Here is an 18,326-nt window from a genome sequence, read left to right on the forward strand (position 1 = left end):
GCCCGCCGGAACCTGTATCATTGGCGTGAAACGCCTTGCCACAGCCAGATCGCAAGTGAACCAGCGCGCCCGCGGATGTTCGTTTCCAAGGGGCCGCTGAGCGTACCCGATTGGAATGGCGAGGAGCGGTGTCCGACCGCTTGAAGCATTTCTTCACTCAAAGCGAGTTCGGCCCCGTGACCCGCGGCGACTTCCATCAAGCGGCTCGCGACGTTCACTGTGTCACCAGTGGCTGTAATCTGCTGGCGGCTGCCGCCACCCAGCCTTGACGCTACGACAGTTCCAAAATGCGCGCCTACCTTGAAGCCGATTCGCGGCGAGATCGATGTGGGCAGCGACGCAAGCCAATCCCTGGTACTGTGGCAAAGACCCACGCAACAGCGCGCAGCATTGAAGGCGTCGTCGATGCCCGGCTCCGGTAGGCCGAAGAGGATCATTGCGCCATCGCCCATGAAGCTGGTGATGATCCCTCCGCACGCCGCAACCTCTTCGTCCACGACTTTATAGAAGCCGTTCAATAGCTCGCGTGTCGGGTTCGGCCCCAATGTCTCGCTCAACCCGGTAAATCCGGAGAGATCAATAAATACAACGGCTGCATCCTGTCGGACGGGTTGTGCCAGAAATCCGGGGTTTCGAGCGAGCCATTTGCCAAGGCCGGGCGCTTGAATCTGCTGCAAGAGCGCGCTTTGTCTGGCAAAATGCTGCGCTCGGCGTTTTCCAAGCCACAGCTGAACGGCTCCGAAGATGACCGCTGGCGGGATCGCGGCGGTCATTGGCACTGCTGCACTGAGCCAGATGCCGTTTACAAAGGCGGCCATGTTGATGGCAAGCCAGGCCAGAATGGTACATGCGATCATCACCAGACCGATGACGTTGCGTCGCCAGGCCAACAGTGCGACGAGGACCAGCGGCAGCCCCACAGCCACGCCGGCGTCCACAAGACGAACGCTCCGGTCGCGGACAATCCCGTCGCCATTCATTAAATGCGATATCGCGGTGGAAATGACCTCGACGCCGGGGAGTACCGGATCAAAGGGCGTTGGAAACACATCGCCCCCGGCAGTTACCGTTGTTCCCAGGACAACAATTTGACCCTCGATACTATCGCGGCTCAGTTTCCCGTTCAGGACATCCGCGGCGCTGAACGTCCGAATCGTGCTTCTGGTACCGTAGAAGATCAAAGGCAAGGCCTGACCGGTGTCGGTCCGGATTGTCTGTTCCCCAAGCAAGATGCGGCCCGGCTCGATGGTGGGCTCGACTCCCTTCGCCAAAGAGACAACCCGCAGCGGAAACGACGCTTCTATGTGGTCTCCGCTTTTGAACAGCATCGGAACGAGTCGAGGGGTGCCGTTGCGATCGGTCGAAACATTTACCACGCCAACCGCCGCTGCATCGACGAACGGTTTCGTTGGAAGCAGGAATCGTTGGGCACTTGGGATGCTGCTGAGAGGATCGTCCGGGTTTGTTTCAATCCGCTGTTGGCCCTCGGGAAAGACGGCGGCAGCTGCGAGCACACTGGTGCTTCGGCCGAGTGATAATGCCAACGCGTGGTCGCCGTCCTCCGGTCCTGGATCCACGAGTAGCAAATCGATCCCGATAACCTTCGGATTGAGTTCTGTGATCTTGTCGATCAGCCGGGCGAGTGTGGCCCGCGCGAGCGGATAGCTGCCCTCTTGGCGCACCACCTCGTCGTCTATTGCTACAATGGTCACGGTTCCGGGTGCCGGCTTCTGCCCGCGAATTGCGGTACGAAGATCGGTCATTGTGGCTTCGACCCGGTCGACCAACCACACGTCGCCTTGCATATGCGCAAGGCCGAGACCAGCCCCCCAAAGGCCTGCGAGTATCAATGCGATCAGCGTCTGGAACGCCCGTCGGCTCATTTGCTCTACTGACCGAAGCGCGCCATCAGTGCTGAAACGCGGGCACGCGGCCACCGCTTGACTGTCAGAGCCCCTGTTCCCCCTTCGACGTCAACGCCTTCACCGGGATTGAGCACCACCCCGGTACTCCCCGTGGTCCTCCGGACGGCAACGGCACCCCTGACAACAAACACAGATGTCTTGCCTGCCGCGACGTCCACTGCCCACTTGGTGCCTCGGACAGCGGCAATGGCTTGTGGTGTGCTTACCTGGAAACCGGCGCCAGACGATCCTGCGGAAAAATCCAGCAACAAAGCCTTGCTCTGCAGCCGGGCTGCATCCGCTTTGCCGTCCCTGTTGCGATCTACGAGAGTATAGCGGGCTCGGCTTTCGGCGACGATTGTCAGTCCGCCCTGACAGCGCAGGAGTTGACGGGAGGTGCCGCCTACGGGCTGCAACGCACAGCCGGATCTGGGAGACTGGGCGAAGGCAACGCCCATGCAGAATGCAAATGCCAGTAACGCAAGCGCCACGCCGCGGAAAATTGTGCCCATCAATGCCATGGAGTTGCTCCTTGATCATGCAACGCTTACCGCGAGCCGGTTCAATATAGCCAGATTGCGGCATCGCGTCCGTTATTTTACGGCCGAGGCGGAAGTTCAACGCATTGGGGTGCAAGCTTCAAGTTCCCTATTTGAACTAGGTCAGGACATTCGTGTTGCCTCTGAGCCTTTGCAGGTGACTGGTCCAACGTGCGCAAGGTCGGAAGGCATTTCCACATGGCGCAACTGACCCCTATCGACGTGTGGCGGTAGAATCGGGATAGAGCTTTTCGAAGAATGGCAGGCACTGCGCGCCCTTGCGATTAAGAAAATCCTGGAAAGCGCGCATCGCCGGCGAGAGGACCCGGTCGGTGCGCACGACCGAAAACCACTGCCTGCGGATTGGCATGCCGATCACATCAAGCATCACCAGCTTGCCGACCTCGAGCTCCAGGGCAATTGTGTGGGCCGAGATAAATGCAATGCCAAGCCCCGCCATGACGGCCTGCTTGATGGTTTCATTGGACGACATTTCCGTTCCGAGATCATCGAGGCGCCCCGGCAATTCACTCAGGAAAATCTCCAATGATATGCGTGTTCCGGAACCGGGCTCGCGAACGAGAAAATGCTCCTGGGCGATACGCTCCTTGCTGATGTCCCGGCATTTGGCAAGTGGATGGTCGGGTGCCGCAATCATGACGAGTGGATGATCACCAAAGACGGAAGAGCGAAGCGGAATATCCTTCGGAGGGCGGCCCATCAATGCGATATCAACCTCATGGCTCTTCAAGCTGGCAATCGTCTCGGCCCTGTTGCCGATCGCGAGCTTGATGGCTATGTCCGGATGTTCCTTCCTGAATGTCGCCATCAGTTGCGGGGCAAAATATTTGGCTGTCGAGACAACGCCCAAAGTCAGACTGCCGACGCGCAGCCCTTTGATTGCGTCGATCTCATCATCGAGCAATCGCAGCCGTTCCTCGATCATCTGCGCCGCGTCGAGAAAAGCCAGGCCGGCGACGGTCGGTCGTAGACCCTCGTTCGTTCGATCGAACAGGATGATGTTTGCGTCGTCTTCGATGAGCTTGAGCTGGATCGTTACCGCCGGTGGCGTCAGGCCCAAAGAATTGGCGGCAGCGGCAATCGTACCGTGCTTCATAATGGCCTGGACTGCCCGGAGCTGTTTCAAATTGAGATTGCGCATGGCTTAAGTTAAAATAATTTAGCCTCTCCGTAAATATAATAAATTTTACTTAGCGATCTGCAACTGCTTCCATGCCCTCGAAGTCTGACGCCAAGAGACGAGCAGGCACGGGAGGAATACCATGACAACGGCGACACTAGACGCCTTTCTCGGATCCTATGCAGAAAGCGGTGACGCGCTTCGCACCGCAGTGGCGTCCGTTGTGCGCCACCTCTCGCTAACATCCGTGAAGATCCGCAATACGATCAACCAGGGCGCGCTGGGGAAGGCTTTTTCCAGTGCCCACGGCAGCAGGAATGCCGACGGCGATTCGCAGCGAGATCTCGATGTCTTCGCCGACGATATGTTTCTTGAAGCCATGCGCCACGCGCCGGTTGCGCTTTACGGTTCCGAGGAGCTCGAACATCCAGCCCTGCTCGACCCAAACGCGGCGCTTGCTCTGGCGATTGATCCGCTGGACGGTTCCTCAAATATTGATACCAACGTCTCGATAGGGACGATCTTCTCCATCCTCCCGGTGGTTGGCCACCCGGACAGCGAGCCGAACGCTTCGTTCTTCCAAAAAGGGGAGCGTCAGCTCGCTGCCGGGTTTTTTATCTATGGACCACAACTGGCATTGGTTCTGACTGTCGGCAGTGGCACGCATGTGTTCGTTTTCTCATCGCGCCTTGGCACCTTCGTGCAAGCCTATGAGAGCATCGTCATCGCCGACCGCGCGCATGAATTTGCCATCAATGCGGCAAACTACCGGCATTGGGACGAGGCCGTGCGTCTTTATGTGGACGATTGCCTGAAAGGCACGGAAGGTCCGCGCGAACGGGACTTCAACATGCGCTGGGTCGCCTCTCTGGTGGCCGAAGCCTACCGTGTTCTCGTGCGTAGCGGTGTGTTTCTCTATCCTGGCGACAAGCGAAAAGGTTATGGCGACGGCCGGATTCGACTGGTCTACGAGGCCAATCCCATTGCCTTCATTATCGAGCAGGCGGGCGGAGCGGCAACCGACACGATGAGCCGGATTCTCGAGCTGACGCCCAGGTGCATGCATCAGCGTGTACCGCTGATATTTGGATCATCGAGAGAAGTCGCTCGTATCGGAAGATACCACACAGAACCCAGCAATATTGGTGAGCGCGCGCCGCTCTTCAGCAATCGCGGCCTGTTCAGGGCGTGATGGGAGGAGGATATCATGTCGGCAAAGCACCCCATTATTTCGATTACCGGCTCGTCCGGTGCCGGAACCACCTCGGTCAAGCGCATCTTCGAGCTGATTTTCCGCCGCGAGGAAATCGAAGCCGCCTATATCGAAGGTGATGCATTTCACAAATACGATCGCAATGCCATGAAGGCCAAGGTCGCAGAGGAAGAAAGCAAGGGTAATCCCAACTTTACGCATTTCCATGTCGATGCAAACGAACTCGAGAAGCTGGAAGCGGTCTTTGAGGAATATGGACGCAGGGGAACGGGGCAGACGCGAACCTACATTCACGATGACGCGGAAGCCGAGCTTTACGGCACGCCGGCGGGCACGTTTACCGAATGGCGCGATTTTCCGCCGAGCAGCTTGCTGTTCTATGAAGGGCTGCACGGCTGCGCGGTAGCCGAGGGGGTCAATCTCGCCCGCCACGCCGACTTGAAGATCGGTGTCGTGCCCGTCATCAATCTCGAATGGATCCAGAAGATCCATCGTGACCGCTCGACGCGCGGTTACTCCACCGAGGCGGTGATGGACGTCATCCTGCGCCGTATGCCGGATTATGTCCGCTACATCACGCCACAATTCACGCTGACAGATATCAATTTCCAGCGTGTACCGATTGTCGATACGTCCAATCCTTTCATAGCAAGGTGGATACCGACACCAGACGAATCGATGTTGGTCATTCGTTTTGCCCGGCCGCGCGGGATCGATTTTCCTTACCTGCTTTCGATGATCCACGACTCCTTCATGTCGCGGGCCAATTCGATTGTCGTGCCAGGCAACAAGCTCGACCTTGCCATGCAACTCATCCTGACGCCGCTGATCATGCAGTTGATCGAACGCAAAAACCGAGCCTCGTGAGGAGAAGACGATGAATACACAAGCTTTCCTTCAAGGGAATCCAGGCATCGAAACCGTGTCGGAACGCGATATGGCCAACGCAATTCGAGCGCTCGCGATGGACAGCGTTCAAAAGGCGAACTCCGGCCATCCCGGGATGCCGATGGGCATGGCTGATGTTGCAACAGTCCTCTTCAACCGGTTCGTCAAGCTCGACCCGCTGCACCCGCAATGGCCGGATCGCGATCGTTTTGTGCTCTCGGCCGGTCATGGTTCGATGCTGCAATATGCCCTGCATTATCTGATTGGCTATCCCGATATGCCGGTCGAGGAACTGCAGCGTTTTCGCCAACTCGGCGCGAAGACAGCAGGTCACCCTGAATATGGCCATGCGCAAGGGATTGAGACGACGACCGGACCGCTCGGCCAAGGGATCGCTACGGCCGTGGGCATGGCAATGGCTGAACGGTTGCTGAGGGAGCGTTTCGGCGACCAGATCGTTGATCACCATACTTATGTGATTGCCGGCGATGGCTGTCTGCAGGAGGGCATCAGCCATGAAGCGATCGATCTTGCGGGTCATCTGGGCTTGTCGAAACTTATCGTCTTTTGGGACAACAACGCCATCTCGATTGACGGGCCGACATCGTTATCGACGTCTATGGACCAACTGGCGCGATTCAAGGCGGCAGGTTTCGACGTGCAGGAGATCGACGGCCATGACTTCGAAGCAATCGCCGATAGCATCAGCCGGGCAAGATCGTCGAACCTGCCGTCGCTGATCTCCTGCCGGACGATCATCGGTAAGGGTGCACCAAACCTGCAGGGGTCCGAAAAGACCCACGGGGCGCCACTCGGCGACAGCGAAATCGCGGCAGCGCGGCAGGCCATCGGCTGGCCGCACCGGCCATTCGATGTTCCGGAAGCCATCGTGGAAACATGGCGTAACGTCGCGCGCCGGGGTGCCGACGAACGGCGCGAATGGTGTGTCCGGGTGGGGGCTTCGTCACGCTGCGACGATTTCAAGCAAGCGGTTCACAAGCAATTGCCAGAAGCGCTGTTCGACGAACTCAATGCGTTTCGCCGCGACCACGTTGAGAAGGCGACCAAGGTCGCAACCCGCAAGGCATCGGAAATGGTGCTCGGTGTCGTCAATAGTGCCACCGAGTTGACGATTGGCGGCTCGGCCGACCTAACCCATTCCAACCTGACAATCACGCCCGGAATGAGAGACGTTGCGCCTGGGGATTTTTCTGGTCGCTATATACACTACGGCATTCGTGAACACGCGATGGCCGCTGCCATGAATGGCATCGCGCTGCATGGCGGCTTCGTACCCTATGGCGGAACGTTCCTGGCTTTTGCTGATTATGCCCGGGGAGCCATGCGGCTGTCGGCCTTGATGGGTCAGCAGGTGATCTACGTCATGACCCACGACTCGATCGGGCTTGGCGAAGATGGGCCGACACATCAGCCTATCGAGCACCTGGCGATGCTGCGGGCAACTCCCGGCATAAACGTGTTCCGGCCGGCAGATATTATCGAGACTGCCGAATGCTGGGAACTGGCACTCAAATGTCGCGACCGGCCGAGCGTCCTCGTTCTGTCGCGCCAGAATTTGCCCATGTTGCGCCACGCGCACAGTGATGACAACCGATCGAGCCGCGGTGCCTATGTGTTGCGGGAAACTTCGGAGCCGCGGGCGATAACGCTTCTGGCAACCGGCTCCGAAGTCGAGATCGCATGTACCGCTGCAGACATCCTTCGCGGTCAATACAAAATCGCCGCTGCGGTTGTCTCCATGCCGTCATGGGAGCTGTTCGAAGCGCAGACGCCGGCCTATCGCCGCTCGGTTCTGGCCGCGGCCCCGCGCATTGGTATCGAGGCGGCGGCCCGCCTGGGCTGGGACCGTTGGATCGGCGAGAAAGGTGCTTTCATCGGCATGCAGGGCTTTGGTGCCAGCGCACCGGCTCCGGATCTTTACCGCCATTTCGGCATCACGCCCGAAAACATCGTTGCTACCGCGCGCAAGCTTATCAACTGAACTGAAAGGAGTATTGATCATGGCCCGGATTACCCTGCGACAATTGCTCGATCATGCTGCCGAACACGGCTATGGCGTTCCCGCTTTCAACATCAACAATATGGAACAGGGCCTCGCCGTGATGGAAGCGGCTGCGGCCTGCGATGCGCCAGTCATTCTCCAGGCATCGCGCGGCGCCCGGTCCTATGCCAAAGACCTGATGCTAGCGCGGATGATCGACGCGTTGGTCGATATTTATCCTTCCATCCCGGTCTGCATGCACCAGGATCATGGCAATGACGAAGCCACCTGCATGACGGCAGTACGGCATGGCTTTACTTCGGTTATGATGGACGGGTCGCTTGAAGCCGATGCGGCAACGCCAGCTTCCTATGAATACAACGTCGAGATCACCAGGCGAGTTACCACGATCGCCCATTGGGTTGGGGTCTCTGTCGAAGGGGAACTTGGTGTCCTCGGCTCTCTCGAAAGCGGCGAAGCGGAAGCGGAAGATGGCCATGGAGCAAGCGGCGTATTGAGCCATGACCAACTGCTGACCGATCCCGATCAGGCCGTCGACTTCGTCATGCGTACCAAGGTCGATGCCTTGGCCATTGCCTGCGGCACCTCCCACGGAGCCTACAAGTTCACGCGTGCGCCGGACGGCGACATTCTGGCGATGGGGGTCATCGAGGACATCCATCGCAAGCTGCCGAATACGCATCTGGTGATGCACGGTTCGTCATCCGTTCCGCAAGCCCTGCAGGATGTCATAAACCGGTTTGGCGGCGAGATGCCGCAAACCTATGGGGTTCCGGTCGAAGAGATTGAACGGGGCATTCGCCACGGCGTGCGCAAGGTCAATATCGATACGGACTGCCGCATGGCCATGAGCGGGCAGTTCCGCCGGATAGCCACGGAAAACCCGGCGGAGTTTGATCCGCGCAAATTTCTCAAACCGGCCATGGATGCCATGCGCGACCTTTGCCGCGATCGCTTTGAGCGGTTCGGAACGGCAGGGAACGCCTCAAAGATCAAGGTGATAGGCCTGGATGACATGGCAAGACGCTATGCCGCCGGGAAGCTGGATCCGCAAATCGCCGCAGCCAAGGCTGCCTGACTGAGACTGAAATTAAAGGGAAAGGACCTCACCATGTCAAACAAGTCAGAAACGGTCACAGGAAAGGACCGCTACAGGTCCGGTGTCATGGAATACAAGAAGATGGGCTATTGGGAGCCCGATTATGAGCCGAAGGACACCGATATCATCGCGTTGTTTCGCATCACGCCGCAGGATGGCGTCGATCCGATCGAAGCCGCTGCTGCAGTAGCCGGTGAATCATCGACTGCCACCTGGACGGTGGTCTGGACCGACCGCCTCACCGCAACGGAGAAGTACCGCGCCAAGGCCTATCGCGTCGACCCGGTACCGAATGGCGAGGGCCAGTACTTTGCCTACATCGCCTATGATCTCGATCTGTTCGAGCCAGGCTCCATCTCGAACCTGACAGCATCGATCATCGGCAATGTGTTTGGTTTCAAGCCATTGAAGGCGCTGCGCCTCGAGGATATGCGCCTGCCGGTCGCCTACGTTAAAACCTTCCAGGGCCCGCCAACTGGCATCGTTGTCGAACGCGAACGACTGGACAAGTTCGGCCGTCCTTTGCTGGGCGCAACCGTGAAGCCCAAGCTTGGCCTGTCCGGTCGCAACTATGGCCGCGTGGTCTATGAAGCCCTGAAGGGCGGTCTCGACTTCACCAAGGATGACGAGAACATCAACTCGCAGCCATTCATGCATTGGCGCGAACGCTTCCTTTATTGCATGGAGGCGGTCAACAAGGCGCAGGCCGCAACCGGGGAGATCAAGGGCAGCTATCTTAACGTCACGGCGGCAACGATGGAGGACATGTATGAGCGTGCCGACTTCGCCAAGGAGCTGGGCTCGAACATCGTCATGATCGATCTTGTCATCGGCTACACGGCGATCCAGTCCATGGCCAAGTGGGCGCGGCGCAATGACATGATCCTGCATCTGCATCGGGCCGGTCACTCGACCTATACGCGGCAGAAGTCCCATGGCGTGTCATTTCGCGTCATCGCCAAGTGGATGCGGCTTGCCGGGGTGGATCACATCCATGCGGGTACGGTTGTTGGCAAGCTCGAGGGCGATCCAGCAACAACGCGCGGCTACTACGACATCTGCCGCGAGGATTTCAATCCGACGAAGCTGGAGAACGGTGTCTTCTTCGACCAGCACTGGGCCTCTCTCAACAAGATGATGCCGGTGGCGTCCGGCGGCATTCATGCCGGCCAGATGCACCAGCTTCTGGACCTCCTCGGCGAAGATGTGGTGCTGCAGTTCGGCGGTGGCACAATCGGTCATCCGCTGGGCATCGCTGCCGGTGCGACAGCCAATCGCGTTGCGCTCGAATGCATGGTGCTCGCGCGCAATGAGGGCCGCGATATCGTCAACGAAGGTCCAGAAATCCTGCGCATGGCTGCGCGCAATTGCCAGCCTCTGCAGCAGGCGCTCGAGGTCTGGAAGGACGTCTCCTTCAACTACACCTCAACCGACTCGCCGGATTTCATTCCGACAGCAACAGCAGCCGAATAGGAGAAGAGATATGCGTATTACCCAGGGAGCATTCTCGTTCCTGCCTGATCTGACCGACGAGCAAATCGCCAGGCAGGCACAATATTGCATCGACAAGGGTTGGGCGGTGAGCCTTGAATTCACCGATGATCCGCACCCCCGTAACACCTATTGGGATATGTGGGGCCATCCCATGTTCGACAATCCGGATGCGGCGGCACTGATCATGGAATTGAAGGAATGCCGCAAGGTTTATGGCGATAGCTATATCCGTTTCGTCGCCTTCGACAACAGCCATGGCTGGGAGTCGGTGAAACTCTCATTCCTCGTCAACCGGCCGCCGGAGGAACCGGGATTCCACCTTGCTCGCCAGGAAGGCGAAGGTCGTGTCGTGCGCTATACGACCAGAGCCTACTCCACTGACAAGCCAGCGGGGCAGCGCTATGGCTGACGCCAGCATCACGCAGCTTGTGGATGGCAGCGCGGAGATTCCCGCTGCCATCGACCTGCGCGCCGAATACGTTGAGTCCGGGGTCAAGGATGTTCTCGACGAGCTGGACCGCGACCTGATCGGCCTGAAACCGGTCAAGCAGCGCATCAAGGAAACGGCTGCCCTGCTTCTCGTTGAACGGGCACGCAGGCGGATGGGTTTGGCGCACGAAACGCCGACGCTGCACATGAGTTTCAGCGGCAACCCCGGTACCGGCAAGACCACGGTTGCCTTGCGCATGGCGGACCTCTTGCATCGCCTCGGCTATATTCGCAAAGGTCATCTCGTCTCGGTTACGCGCGATGATCTTGTCGGCCAATATATCGGCCATACGGCGCCAAAGACCAAGGAGATCCTCAAGAAGGCCATGGGAGGTGTCCTGTTCATCGACGAAGCCTACTATCTGCACCGGCAGGAGAACGAGCGGGACTACGGGCAGGAGGCGATCGAAATCCTGCTTCAGGTGATGGAGAACCAGCGCGACGATCTGGTCGTTATCCTGGCCGGTTATGCCGATCGCATGGATAAGTTCTTTGAAAGCAACCCCGGCTTCCGCTCACGCATTGCCCATCACATCGATTTTCCGGACTATAGTTCAGACGAGCTGCTGAGCATTTCCGAAACGATGCTCGCGAAGCAGAATTATAGTTTCGATGCGGAAGGCCGCGCTATTATGGCCGATTATATCGAACGGCGCCGCCAGCAGCCGCACTTTGCCAATGCCCGCTCGATCCGCAATGCGCTGGACAGGGCGAGACTGCGCCACGCGAACCGGCTGTTCGAGGCATCCAATGGCCCGACAGATGCGGCCGAGCTATCCACCATCACCGCGGACGATATCAGGGCCAGCCGGGTATTTGCCGCATCGCCAAGGGAGGAACAAACGCCATGAACAAGAGGACACTCATTGCACCATCCGTTCTTTCGGCCGATTTTTCGCGCCTCGGCCAGGAAGTCGAAGATGTCATGACGGCTGGCGCTGATTGGGTGCATCTCGACGTCATGGACGGGCACTTCGTGCCGAACATCACCTTTGGCCCGCAAGTCATTAAATCCATCCGCAATCGCACCGCTGCGATATTCGATTGCCATTTGATGATCGCACCGACGGATGCCTACCTTGGTGCTTTTGCCGATGCGGGCTGCGATTTCATCACGGTGCATGCGGAAGCCGGCCCGCATCTCGACCGGTCGCTGCAGGCCATTCGCAATTTCGGCAAGAAGGCGGGTGTGTCACTCAACCCTTCGACTCCGGAAAATGTCATCGAATATGTGCTGGACCGGCTCGATCTGGTGCTGTTGATGACCGTCAATCCCGGCTTTGGCGGGCAGGCATTCATACCGTCGGTTGTCGAGAAAGTTCGGCGTGTGAAAGCGATGATCGGCAACCGGCCGATTCATATTGAAATTGATGGCGGCATTACCCCGGACACGGCACCGCTCGTCGCTGCTGCGGGTGCCGATGTGCTTGTGGCGGGTTCCGCCATCTTCAAGGGTAATGGCAAGACAGCCTATGCTGACAATATCGGCGCAATCCGTCATGCTGCCGACCATGCGAGGCATCAGAAAGCGGCGTGACCCAAACCGGAGGGAAGAGAAATGGCGGCGACACCACCAGTATGCGATTTCGGCTGGAAGGCCGTGGACGCCAGTCTGATCGGAACCGATGGTCAGGTTCATTCCATCCTGGCTCAGGCCGGACGCCGGGGCCTGGTGGTTGCCTTCATTTGCAACCACTGTCCCTATGTCAAGGCCGTCATCAAGCGCATTGTGCGCGATGCTCGTGACCTCAGGGAATTTGGCGTCGGTTTTGTCGCTATCAATTCTAACGACGATACTGCCTATCCCGCCGACTCTTACGAAAACATGCAGCGCTTCGCTCGTGAAAACGCGTTTCCCTTTCACTATCTGCACGATGCCGATCAGAGTGTAGCGCGGACCTATGGTGCGGCTTGTACGCCTGATTTCTTCGGCATCAATGGCGGCGGCGAACTGCAATATCGCGGCCGCCTCGATGCATCGCGCAAGGAAGAGGGGTCGCCCGATATGCGCCGTGACCTGTTTGAGGCAATGAAACAGGTCGCCAATGCGGGGCAAGGTCCACGCGAGCAGATCGCTTCAATCGGCTGTTCGATCAAGTGGCGTGAGAGTGCCTAAGGCGAGGTGCCGCCGGCACAATCAGCCGGCGGCAATTTCAGCTATTTGAACTGGTTCAGATAAGCTTCAAGATTGGTGATATCCGTGTCGTCTTTCAGACCGGCGAAGGCCATTTTTGTACCCTTCACCTTTGCCTTTGGATCGTGCAGATAATCGCGCAAACTCGCCGTATCCCAGACAAGACCAGCAGCGCCTGCCGCCTTCATTGCGGGTGAATAGGCAAAGCCTGGATGCGTGCCCGCAGTTCTGCCCATTACTTTAAACAAGGACGGTCCAACTTTGTTTTTGTCGGTATCAGCCACGTGACAAACGGCGCATTTCTTGAATACGGCTTCTCCGGCCTTGGCATCACCGGCCTCTTGGGCGCGGGCTCCAGCAACAGACAGAACCGCCGCCAACATACTTATCAGAACAGTAGAATAACGCATGGCATCTCCTCATTTTCGCCAAGGGTGCCCTGGACGAAGACCGGCGCCAATTTTCCATGCATTGGCGCCACCATCTTTTAGAACGCTTCCAGAAGGTACCGTCGGCTCCTGATAAGTCAATCGTTTGGCCGGTGAAATAACGCCGCAGGATCACGATTGCGTTTTCCTGTTCGTCACGATTGACGTGTTGAGGCGGGATCCGTACCTTAGTGATATATTTCTCATTCGGGCACCTTGAGAAAACCAATAGGACGATTGCTCCTGGAAATACCGCTCTCATTGCTGACGGTATCACAGGCGATCTGGTCGGTAGATTGGAGGTGGCCATTTGGATGTTATTGATCTCGTCCTTACGATCTGTCTTGTGTCGAACCCGTCAAACTGCCGGGAAGAACGACTGCACTTCGAGAACAAGGGCGGTATGCTCAATTGCATGTACCTTGCACCAACTGAAATCGCCAAATGGTCCGAAGAACATCCAAAGGTTCGGGTAGTCCGCTGGAAGTGCGCCTATCCGGCGACGGAGCTGACACTGTAGATCTGAGGTATGCGCAACGATCTGTCTGGGAGGGCATCGTGACAGGAATATATCAACGCCTCTTTCGCTTCTTGTTCTTGTTCATGCTGGCTTTTGGCGGCCTTGGCATCTGCGCGAGCTTTGCTGCTGAAACAATTCGGGTTGGCGTTCTCAAGTTTGGCACTGTGAACTGGGAACTCGACACGATCAAACATCATAAGCTGGATGAGAAACATGGTGTGAACATCGATATCCGTTTCTTCGCCAGTGAGGATGCGACCAACGTCGCGATGATGGCTGGTGACGTCGATATCATTGTGAGCGACTGGCTGTGGGTGTCCCGTCAGCGCGCTTCGGGCGAAGATCTGACGTTCGTCCCGTATTCCAGCTCTGTCGGTGCGTTGATGGTTCGCGACGGGTCTCCGTTGAAAGGGCTTGCCGATCTGAAGGGCAAAAAGATCGGTATTGCCGGCGGACCTCTCGATAAAAGCTGGCTGCTTTTGCAGGGGCTCGCCAAGAAACAGCTTTCAGTTGATCTGGCCACGCAAAACGAGATCGTCTATGGCGCACCGCCGCTGCTTGCCGAAAAGGCGCAGCAGGATGAACTTGATGCGGTTCTGAATTTCTGGAATTTTTGCGCAAGATTGGAGGCCAACGGCTTCCACCGATTGATCGGGACAAACGATGCTGCCAAGGCGCTAGGCGCATCGGGTACCGCATCCGCCATTGGCTATATTTTCCATGAGAAATGGGCAAAAGCGCACCCGCAAGCTATCTCCGGCTTCATCGGCGCCAGCCGGGAGGCGAAGGCGCTGCTCGCACGATCCGATGAGGACTGGCAGCGTCTGTCACCCGTCATCAAAGCTGAGGGTCGCGAACTGGACGTGTTGCGCGACCGCTACCGGGAGGGAATCCCCAAAGGTACTGCCGAGGAAGAAGAGGCTGATGCGGCGAAACTCTATGCGATTCTCGCTGAACTTGGAGGCCAACGGCTTGTCGGCCCCGCCACGACACTTGCTCCCGGCACGTTCTGGAAGGAAGAATAAATGGGGCCAGTGGCCACTGAGACCGGACAGACTCTGAACAACAGCGAGCCCGCAGACGGGGTGCGCCGATGGAATTCATCGCTGATGATCGTGCTGTCTTTTGCAGTGCTCCTCGTCGCCTGGCATGTAGCGGCGACGCTATGGCCAAGCCGGTCTTTTCCGGCACCATTGCTTGTGTTGCAGACTTTCCTCAGCGAAACTGCGAGCGGCGATCTGCCCTATCATCTGGCCATTACCCTGTGGCGTGTTGCAGCCGCCTTTTTCCTGGCAATGATTATTGGTTCGGTGATCGGTGTGCTGCTCGGCAGCCATCGGCGCGCCGATCAGTTCTTCAACCCCTGGCTTATCCTGTTTCTGAATATACCGGCGCTGGTGATTATCGTGCTCGCCTATATTTGGTTCGGCCTGAACGAGGCTGCAGCCATTGGTGCGGTTGCGGTCAACAAGATTCCCAATGTCGTCGTTACGATGCGAGAAGGAACACGAGCGCTTGATGCCCGCTATGCGGAAATGGCAAAAGTCTATCGCTTTGGTGCATTAGACCAATTGCGGCATGTTCTCCTGCCGCAATTGCAGCCATTCATCGCGGCCGCTTCCCGCTCAGGCGTTTCGCTTATCTGGAAGATCGTGCTGGTGGTGGAACTCCTCGGCCGCTCGAATGGCATAGGCTTCCAGATAAATCTGTTTTTCCAGCTTTTCGATGTCGCGGCGATCCTGGCCTATACACTGGCCTTCGTCGCCGTGATGCTTTTCATAGAACTTGTCGTGGTGCAGCCTCTTGAACACACATCCACTCGCTGGCGCCGCCGCGCGGCTTAAGGTCAATATCGAGGAAAAATCGTTTCGCTCGTCCAATGGCGCAACGATCCAGGTATTGCGTCAACTGCGTTTCGAGGTCGAGGAGAATGAATTCGCCTGCATCCTCGGTCCTTCCGGATGCGGCAAGACGACGACGCTGCGCATACTGCTTGGCCTTGATCAGGACTACCGCGGCTCTGTTCAACTGCCGGGCAAGTCGCAGGCGCGTATGGGGACCGTGTTCCAGGAACCGATGCTTCTGCCTTGGCGAACGGTCGAGCAGAATGTGCGGCTGGCGCTGCCCAAGGAATTGCGAGGCGCAAATCTTGATGCGCTCTTCGCGCAGTTGGGCTTGTCCAATATGCGCAGCTTCTACCCGGCGGAGCTCTCGCTTGGCCTTGCACGCCGGGCGGCGATCGCACGGGCGCTGGCAATTGAACCGGATATCCTTTTGCTTGATGAACCTTTTGTTTCGCTTGACGAGCCAACAGCGCAGCAGCTGAGGCATTTGCTCCTGTTTGTATGGTCCGAACGCCCGACCACGGCCTTGATGGTGACGCACAATCTGCAGGAAGCGATCATGCTGTCGGATCGCATCATTGTATTGTCGGATCGCCCGGCCCATGTTCTCGGCACCTTTGACATCCGCCTGCCGCGCCAATATCGCAACGAACAGGTCAAGGCTGATCTCCTTCGCTCGTTCAACGAGAAATTCGCAGGTATCAGGAACTTGTCATGAACAGACCGACACGGCGCAGTGTCCTTAAAACCGGAGCTTTCTTTGCGTGTTGCGGGATGTCGCATATACGGTTTGCGCAATCCCAATCCGCGCATAGCGCGGTTTTGCCCGTTACGGAGATTGCAGGTGGGGTCTTTGCCTTTGCGGGCCTGCCCGAAATGATGAATGCCGAGAATGAAGGCGAGATCTGCAACGTTGGTTTTGTGGTTGGCACTGACGCCGTTGCCGTAATCGACAGCGGGGGAAGTGTGGCCGAAGGCCGGGCGCTGATTGCAGCCATCCGTGCCGTTACAGACAGACCCGTCCGTTATCTCATCAACACACACATGCATCCCGATCATATATTCGGTAACGCTGCTTTCAGCGATGCTGAGACGGTTGTCGTCGGGCATCGCAACTTGCCGCGTGCCCTTGCGAGCCGCGGCGATTACTACCTGCAGAGCTATCGCGACAGCATGGGCGGCGCATTGATGGCCGACATTCGGATCGTGCCTCCCACCAAACTGATCACAGACGAAGAACAGCTTGATCTCGGCGGCCGCCATTTGGCCTTGAAGGCCTGGAAAACCGCCCATACGGACAACGACCTGACCGTTTTCGATCAACAGTCCGGAACGTTCTTTACCGGGGATCTTTGTTTCGTTGATCATCTCCCCACGATGGACGGGTCGCTTCGGGGTTGGATTGATCAACTCGGAGACCTGAAAGCGTTCAAGGCGAATCTCGCTGTTCCGGGACATGGGCCGGTGCCGTCAAAATGGCCGGAAGCACTCGATCGGGAAGAGCGCTACTTTGAGGTCCTGGCGCGCGACATCCGCAAGGCAATTGCCGACGGCGTGCCTATGGCAGAAGCCGTCAAAACGGCGGCACAAAGCGAGCGGGGAAGCTGGCGCCTCTTCGATGAATACAATGAGCGCAATGCCACTGCGGCTTTCGCCGAGCTTGAATGGGAATGATCGCGCAGTTTGCCAGATCAATGCGCGAAGTGATATACTTTCCGAAGGCCGGGCACCGCCAATTATCTGGTGGAGGCAACGTATATGATCGTTTCAGTAAACCGACGCAACCGGGTCATGGCGGTTGTCTTTTCAACACTGATCGCAACTGCGGTTCCCTTGGCCGCGGATGCTCAGGGCACGAGTGTTGCGGAAAGCACCGTCTGGAATAGTTTGAAGGGTGACGTTTTCGGTCAGAAGGTCATTGGGCCGGCCAATGGACTTGTCACTATTGCTGCTCCCAAGCGCGCGGAAGACGCGGCGCTCGTGCCCGTCGATTTGCGCTTCAAGACGGACGCTGCCACTGGGCGGATCAAGGCCGTAACCCTCATCGTTGATGAAAACCCATCCCCCGTCGCCGCTGTATTCAAATTTGGGAAGGATGCGGGTGTCACCCATCTCGCTACACGGCTGCGGGTCAATGCCTATTCCTATGTCAGAGCGATAGCGGAGACTGAAGACGGCAAGCTTCATATGACCGAGACTTTCGTCAAGGCATCGGGAGGATGTTCGGCACCAGCGCTGAAAAATCAGGATGAGGCGATGGCTTCGCTTGGAAAAATGAAGCTGCGCGTGTTTGCATCCAATGCGCCTGGAACTGAGCCGATGACGCGCGCAACCGAAATGCAATTGATGATACGTCATCCCAACAATTCGGGACTGCAGATGGACCAGCTTACCCGCTACTACATCCCCGCGCACTTCATTCAAGGGCTTACGGTATCGCAAGGCGATCGCCTGATCATGTCAATGGAGGGTGGAATATCGATCTCCGAAGATCCAAACTTCCGCTTCGAGTTCGACGCAAAACCCGGTGAGGACGTCAAGGTCGAGGCAGCGGATACAGAAGGCAAGAAATTTCAGGACGAATGGCCGCTGCAATCATCGAGCCTGTAA

General features: G+C 57.6%; 19 protein-coding genes. 15 read left to right on the forward strand and 4 right to left on the reverse strand.

From position 1 onward, the window contains the following. Positions 1-17 precede the first annotated feature (17 nt). From CU103_RS18990 to CU103_RS19005, 3 genes are all read right to left on the reverse strand, one after another. Positions 18-1,883, reverse strand: coding sequence for a CHASE2 domain-containing protein (locus tag CU103_RS18990; protein WP_106665614.1), 1,866 nt, complete (start codon positions 1,881-1,883; stop codon positions 18-20). Positions 1,884-1,888: 5 nt separating this feature from the next. After that, positions 1,889-2,416, reverse strand: a complete 528-nt coding sequence (locus tag CU103_RS18995; protein ID WP_106665719.1) for a FecR domain-containing protein — start codon at positions 2,414-2,416, stop codon at positions 1,889-1,891. A 241-nt stretch (positions 2,417-2,657) separates the two neighbouring features. Beyond that, positions 2,658-3,605, reverse strand: a complete 948-nt coding sequence (locus CU103_RS19005; RefSeq protein WP_106665616.1) for a LysR family transcriptional regulator — start codon at positions 3,603-3,605, stop codon at positions 2,658-2,660. 121 nt (positions 3,606-3,726) lie between these two features. Between CU103_RS19005 and CU103_RS19010 the strand changes: the two genes are divergently transcribed. The 9 genes from CU103_RS19010 to CU103_RS19050 are packed head-to-tail and all read left to right on the forward strand — an operon-like array spanning position 3,727 to position 12,906. Further along, a complete protein-coding gene (locus tag CU103_RS19010; RefSeq protein ID WP_106665617.1) occupies positions 3,727-4,776 on the forward strand; it encodes a class 1 fructose-bisphosphatase in 1,050 nt (349 codons plus the stop codon). Positions 4,777-4,791: 15 nt separating this feature from the next. Further along, positions 4,792-5,664 carry a phosphoribulokinase gene (locus CU103_RS19015; RefSeq protein WP_106665618.1) on the forward strand — a complete coding sequence of 291 codons (873 nt, stop codon included), beginning with the start codon at positions 4,792-4,794 and terminating at the stop codon, positions 5,662-5,664. A gap of 10 nt (positions 5,665-5,674) precedes the next feature. Next, positions 5,675-7,687 (forward strand): transketolase, encoded by a 2,013-nt coding sequence (gene tkt / locus CU103_RS19020; RefSeq protein WP_106665619.1) that lies wholly within the window; start codon positions 5,675-5,677, stop codon positions 7,685-7,687. A 19-nt stretch (positions 7,688-7,706) separates the two neighbouring features. Continuing rightward, positions 7,707-8,786 (forward strand): class II fructose-bisphosphate aldolase, encoded by a 1,080-nt coding sequence (fba, locus tag CU103_RS19025; RefSeq protein WP_106665620.1) that lies wholly within the window; start codon positions 7,707-7,709, stop codon positions 8,784-8,786. A 33-nt stretch (positions 8,787-8,819) separates the two neighbouring features. Beyond that, entirely contained in the window at positions 8,820-10,280 is a 1,461-nt protein-coding gene (locus tag CU103_RS19030; protein WP_106665621.1) for a form I ribulose bisphosphate carboxylase large subunit, read from the forward strand. Between the two features lie 10 nt (positions 10,281-10,290). Further along, positions 10,291-10,710 (forward strand): ribulose bisphosphate carboxylase small subunit, encoded by a 420-nt coding sequence (locus tag CU103_RS19035; RefSeq protein ID WP_106665622.1) that lies wholly within the window; start codon positions 10,291-10,293, stop codon positions 10,708-10,710. Next, the gene (cbbX, locus tag CU103_RS19040) at positions 10,703-11,641 is read left to right on the forward strand and encodes a CbbX protein (RefSeq protein ID WP_106665623.1); all 939 of its coding nucleotides are present in this window, start codon (positions 10,703-10,705) and stop codon (positions 11,639-11,641) included. The genes CU103_RS19035 and cbbX overlap by 8 nt, the downstream gene beginning before the upstream one ends. Further along, on the forward strand, positions 11,638-12,327 hold the full coding sequence (gene rpe / locus CU103_RS19045) for a ribulose-phosphate 3-epimerase (RefSeq protein ID WP_106665624.1): 690 nt from the start codon (positions 11,638-11,640) through the stop codon (positions 12,325-12,327). The genes cbbX and rpe overlap by 4 nt, the downstream gene beginning before the upstream one ends. A 21-nt stretch (positions 12,328-12,348) precedes the next feature. Next, positions 12,349-12,906 carry a thioredoxin family protein gene (locus CU103_RS19050; RefSeq protein WP_106665625.1) on the forward strand — a complete coding sequence of 186 codons (558 nt, stop codon included), beginning with the start codon at positions 12,349-12,351 and terminating at the stop codon, positions 12,904-12,906. A gap of 41 nt (positions 12,907-12,947) precedes the next feature. On the opposite strand, the gene CU103_RS19055 is transcribed toward CU103_RS19050, so the two are convergent. Continuing rightward, entirely contained in the window at positions 12,948-13,334 is a 387-nt protein-coding gene (locus CU103_RS19055; protein WP_106665626.1) for a c-type cytochrome, read from the reverse strand. Between the two features lie 328 nt (positions 13,335-13,662). On the opposite strand from CU103_RS19055, the gene CU103_RS19060 reads away from it, so the two are divergent. The 6 genes from CU103_RS19060 to CU103_RS19085 all read left to right on the forward strand — a co-directional run bounded on the left by CU103_RS19060 (position 13,663) and on the right by CU103_RS19085 (position 18,326). Then, a complete protein-coding gene (locus tag CU103_RS19060) occupies positions 13,663-13,872 on the forward strand; it encodes a hypothetical protein (RefSeq protein ID WP_106665627.1) in 210 nt (69 codons plus the stop codon). A gap of 83 nt (positions 13,873-13,955) precedes the next feature. Beyond that, positions 13,956-14,897: an ABC transporter substrate-binding protein gene (locus CU103_RS19065; protein ID WP_106665720.1), complete on the forward strand. Its 942-nt coding sequence runs from the start codon at positions 13,956-13,958 to the stop codon at positions 14,895-14,897. 81 nt (positions 14,898-14,978) lie between these two features. Next, a complete protein-coding gene (locus CU103_RS19070) occupies positions 14,979-15,716 on the forward strand; it encodes an ABC transporter permease (RefSeq protein ID WP_245448887.1) in 738 nt (245 codons plus the stop codon). Next, complete coding sequence (locus CU103_RS19075) at positions 15,676-16,434, forward strand: ABC transporter ATP-binding protein (RefSeq protein WP_106665628.1); 759 nt, start codon at positions 15,676-15,678, stop codon at positions 16,432-16,434. The genes CU103_RS19070 and CU103_RS19075 overlap by 41 nt, the downstream gene beginning before the upstream one ends. Continuing rightward, positions 16,431-17,390 (forward strand): quinoprotein relay system zinc metallohydrolase 2, encoded by a 960-nt coding sequence (locus CU103_RS19080; protein ID WP_106665629.1) that lies wholly within the window; start codon positions 16,431-16,433, stop codon positions 17,388-17,390. Before CU103_RS19075 ends, CU103_RS19080 begins: the two co-directional genes overlap by 4 nt. A gap of 84 nt (positions 17,391-17,474) precedes the next feature. Next, positions 17,475-18,326, forward strand: coding sequence for a quinoprotein dehydrogenase-associated SoxYZ-like carrier (locus CU103_RS19085; protein ID WP_245448883.1), 852 nt, complete (start codon positions 17,475-17,477; stop codon positions 18,324-18,326).

The organism is Phyllobacterium sophorae, from assembly GCF_003010965.1.
Classification (GTDB): Bacteria; Pseudomonadota; Alphaproteobacteria; order Rhizobiales; family Rhizobiaceae; genus Phyllobacterium; species Phyllobacterium sophorae.

Bases quoted from the DNA above. Each gene is read 5' to 3' on its own strand.
- CU103_RS19035 (WP_106665622.1), top strand. From the start codon at position 10,291: ATGCGTATTACCCAGGGAGCATTCTCGTTCCTGCCTGATCTGACCGAC.
- fba (WP_106665620.1), top strand. From the start codon at position 7,707: ATGGCCCGGATTACCCTGCGACAATTGCTCGATCATGCTGCCGAACAC.
- tkt (WP_106665619.1), top strand. From the start codon at position 5,675: ATGAATACACAAGCTTTCCTTCAAGGGAATCCAGGCATCGAAACCGTG.
- CU103_RS19080 (WP_106665629.1), top strand. From the start codon at position 16,431: ATGAACAGACCGACACGGCGCAGTGTCCTTAAAACCGGAGCTTTCTTT.
- cbbX (WP_106665623.1), top strand. From the start codon at position 10,703: ATGGCTGACGCCAGCATCACGCAGCTTGTGGATGGCAGCGCGGAGATT.
- CU103_RS18990 (WP_106665614.1), bottom strand. From the start codon at position 1,883: ATGAGCCGACGGGCGTTCCAGACGCTGATCGCATTGATACTCGCAGGC.
- rpe (WP_106665624.1), top strand. From the start codon at position 11,638: ATGAACAAGAGGACACTCATTGCACCATCCGTTCTTTCGGCCGATTTT.
- CU103_RS19055 (WP_106665626.1), bottom strand. From the start codon at position 13,334: ATGCGTTATTCTACTGTTCTGATAAGTATGTTGGCGGCGGTTCTGTCT.
- CU103_RS19065 (WP_106665720.1), top strand. From the start codon at position 13,956: ATGCTGGCTTTTGGCGGCCTTGGCATCTGCGCGAGCTTTGCTGCTGAA.
- CU103_RS19085 (WP_245448883.1), top strand. From the start codon at position 17,475: ATGATCGTTTCAGTAAACCGACGCAACCGGGTCATGGCGGTTGTCTTT.
- CU103_RS19050 (WP_106665625.1), top strand. From the start codon at position 12,349: ATGGCGGCGACACCACCAGTATGCGATTTCGGCTGGAAGGCCGTGGAC.
- CU103_RS18995 (WP_106665719.1), bottom strand. From the start codon at position 2,416: ATGGGCACAATTTTCCGCGGCGTGGCGCTTGCGTTACTGGCATTTGCA.
- CU103_RS19010 (WP_106665617.1), top strand. From the start codon at position 3,727: ATGACAACGGCGACACTAGACGCCTTTCTCGGATCCTATGCAGAAAGC.
- CU103_RS19005 (WP_106665616.1), bottom strand. From the start codon at position 3,605: ATGCGCAATCTCAATTTGAAACAGCTCCGGGCAGTCCAGGCCATTATG.
- CU103_RS19030 (WP_106665621.1), top strand. From the start codon at position 8,820: ATGTCAAACAAGTCAGAAACGGTCACAGGAAAGGACCGCTACAGGTCC.
- CU103_RS19015 (WP_106665618.1), top strand. From the start codon at position 4,792: ATGTCGGCAAAGCACCCCATTATTTCGATTACCGGCTCGTCCGGTGCC.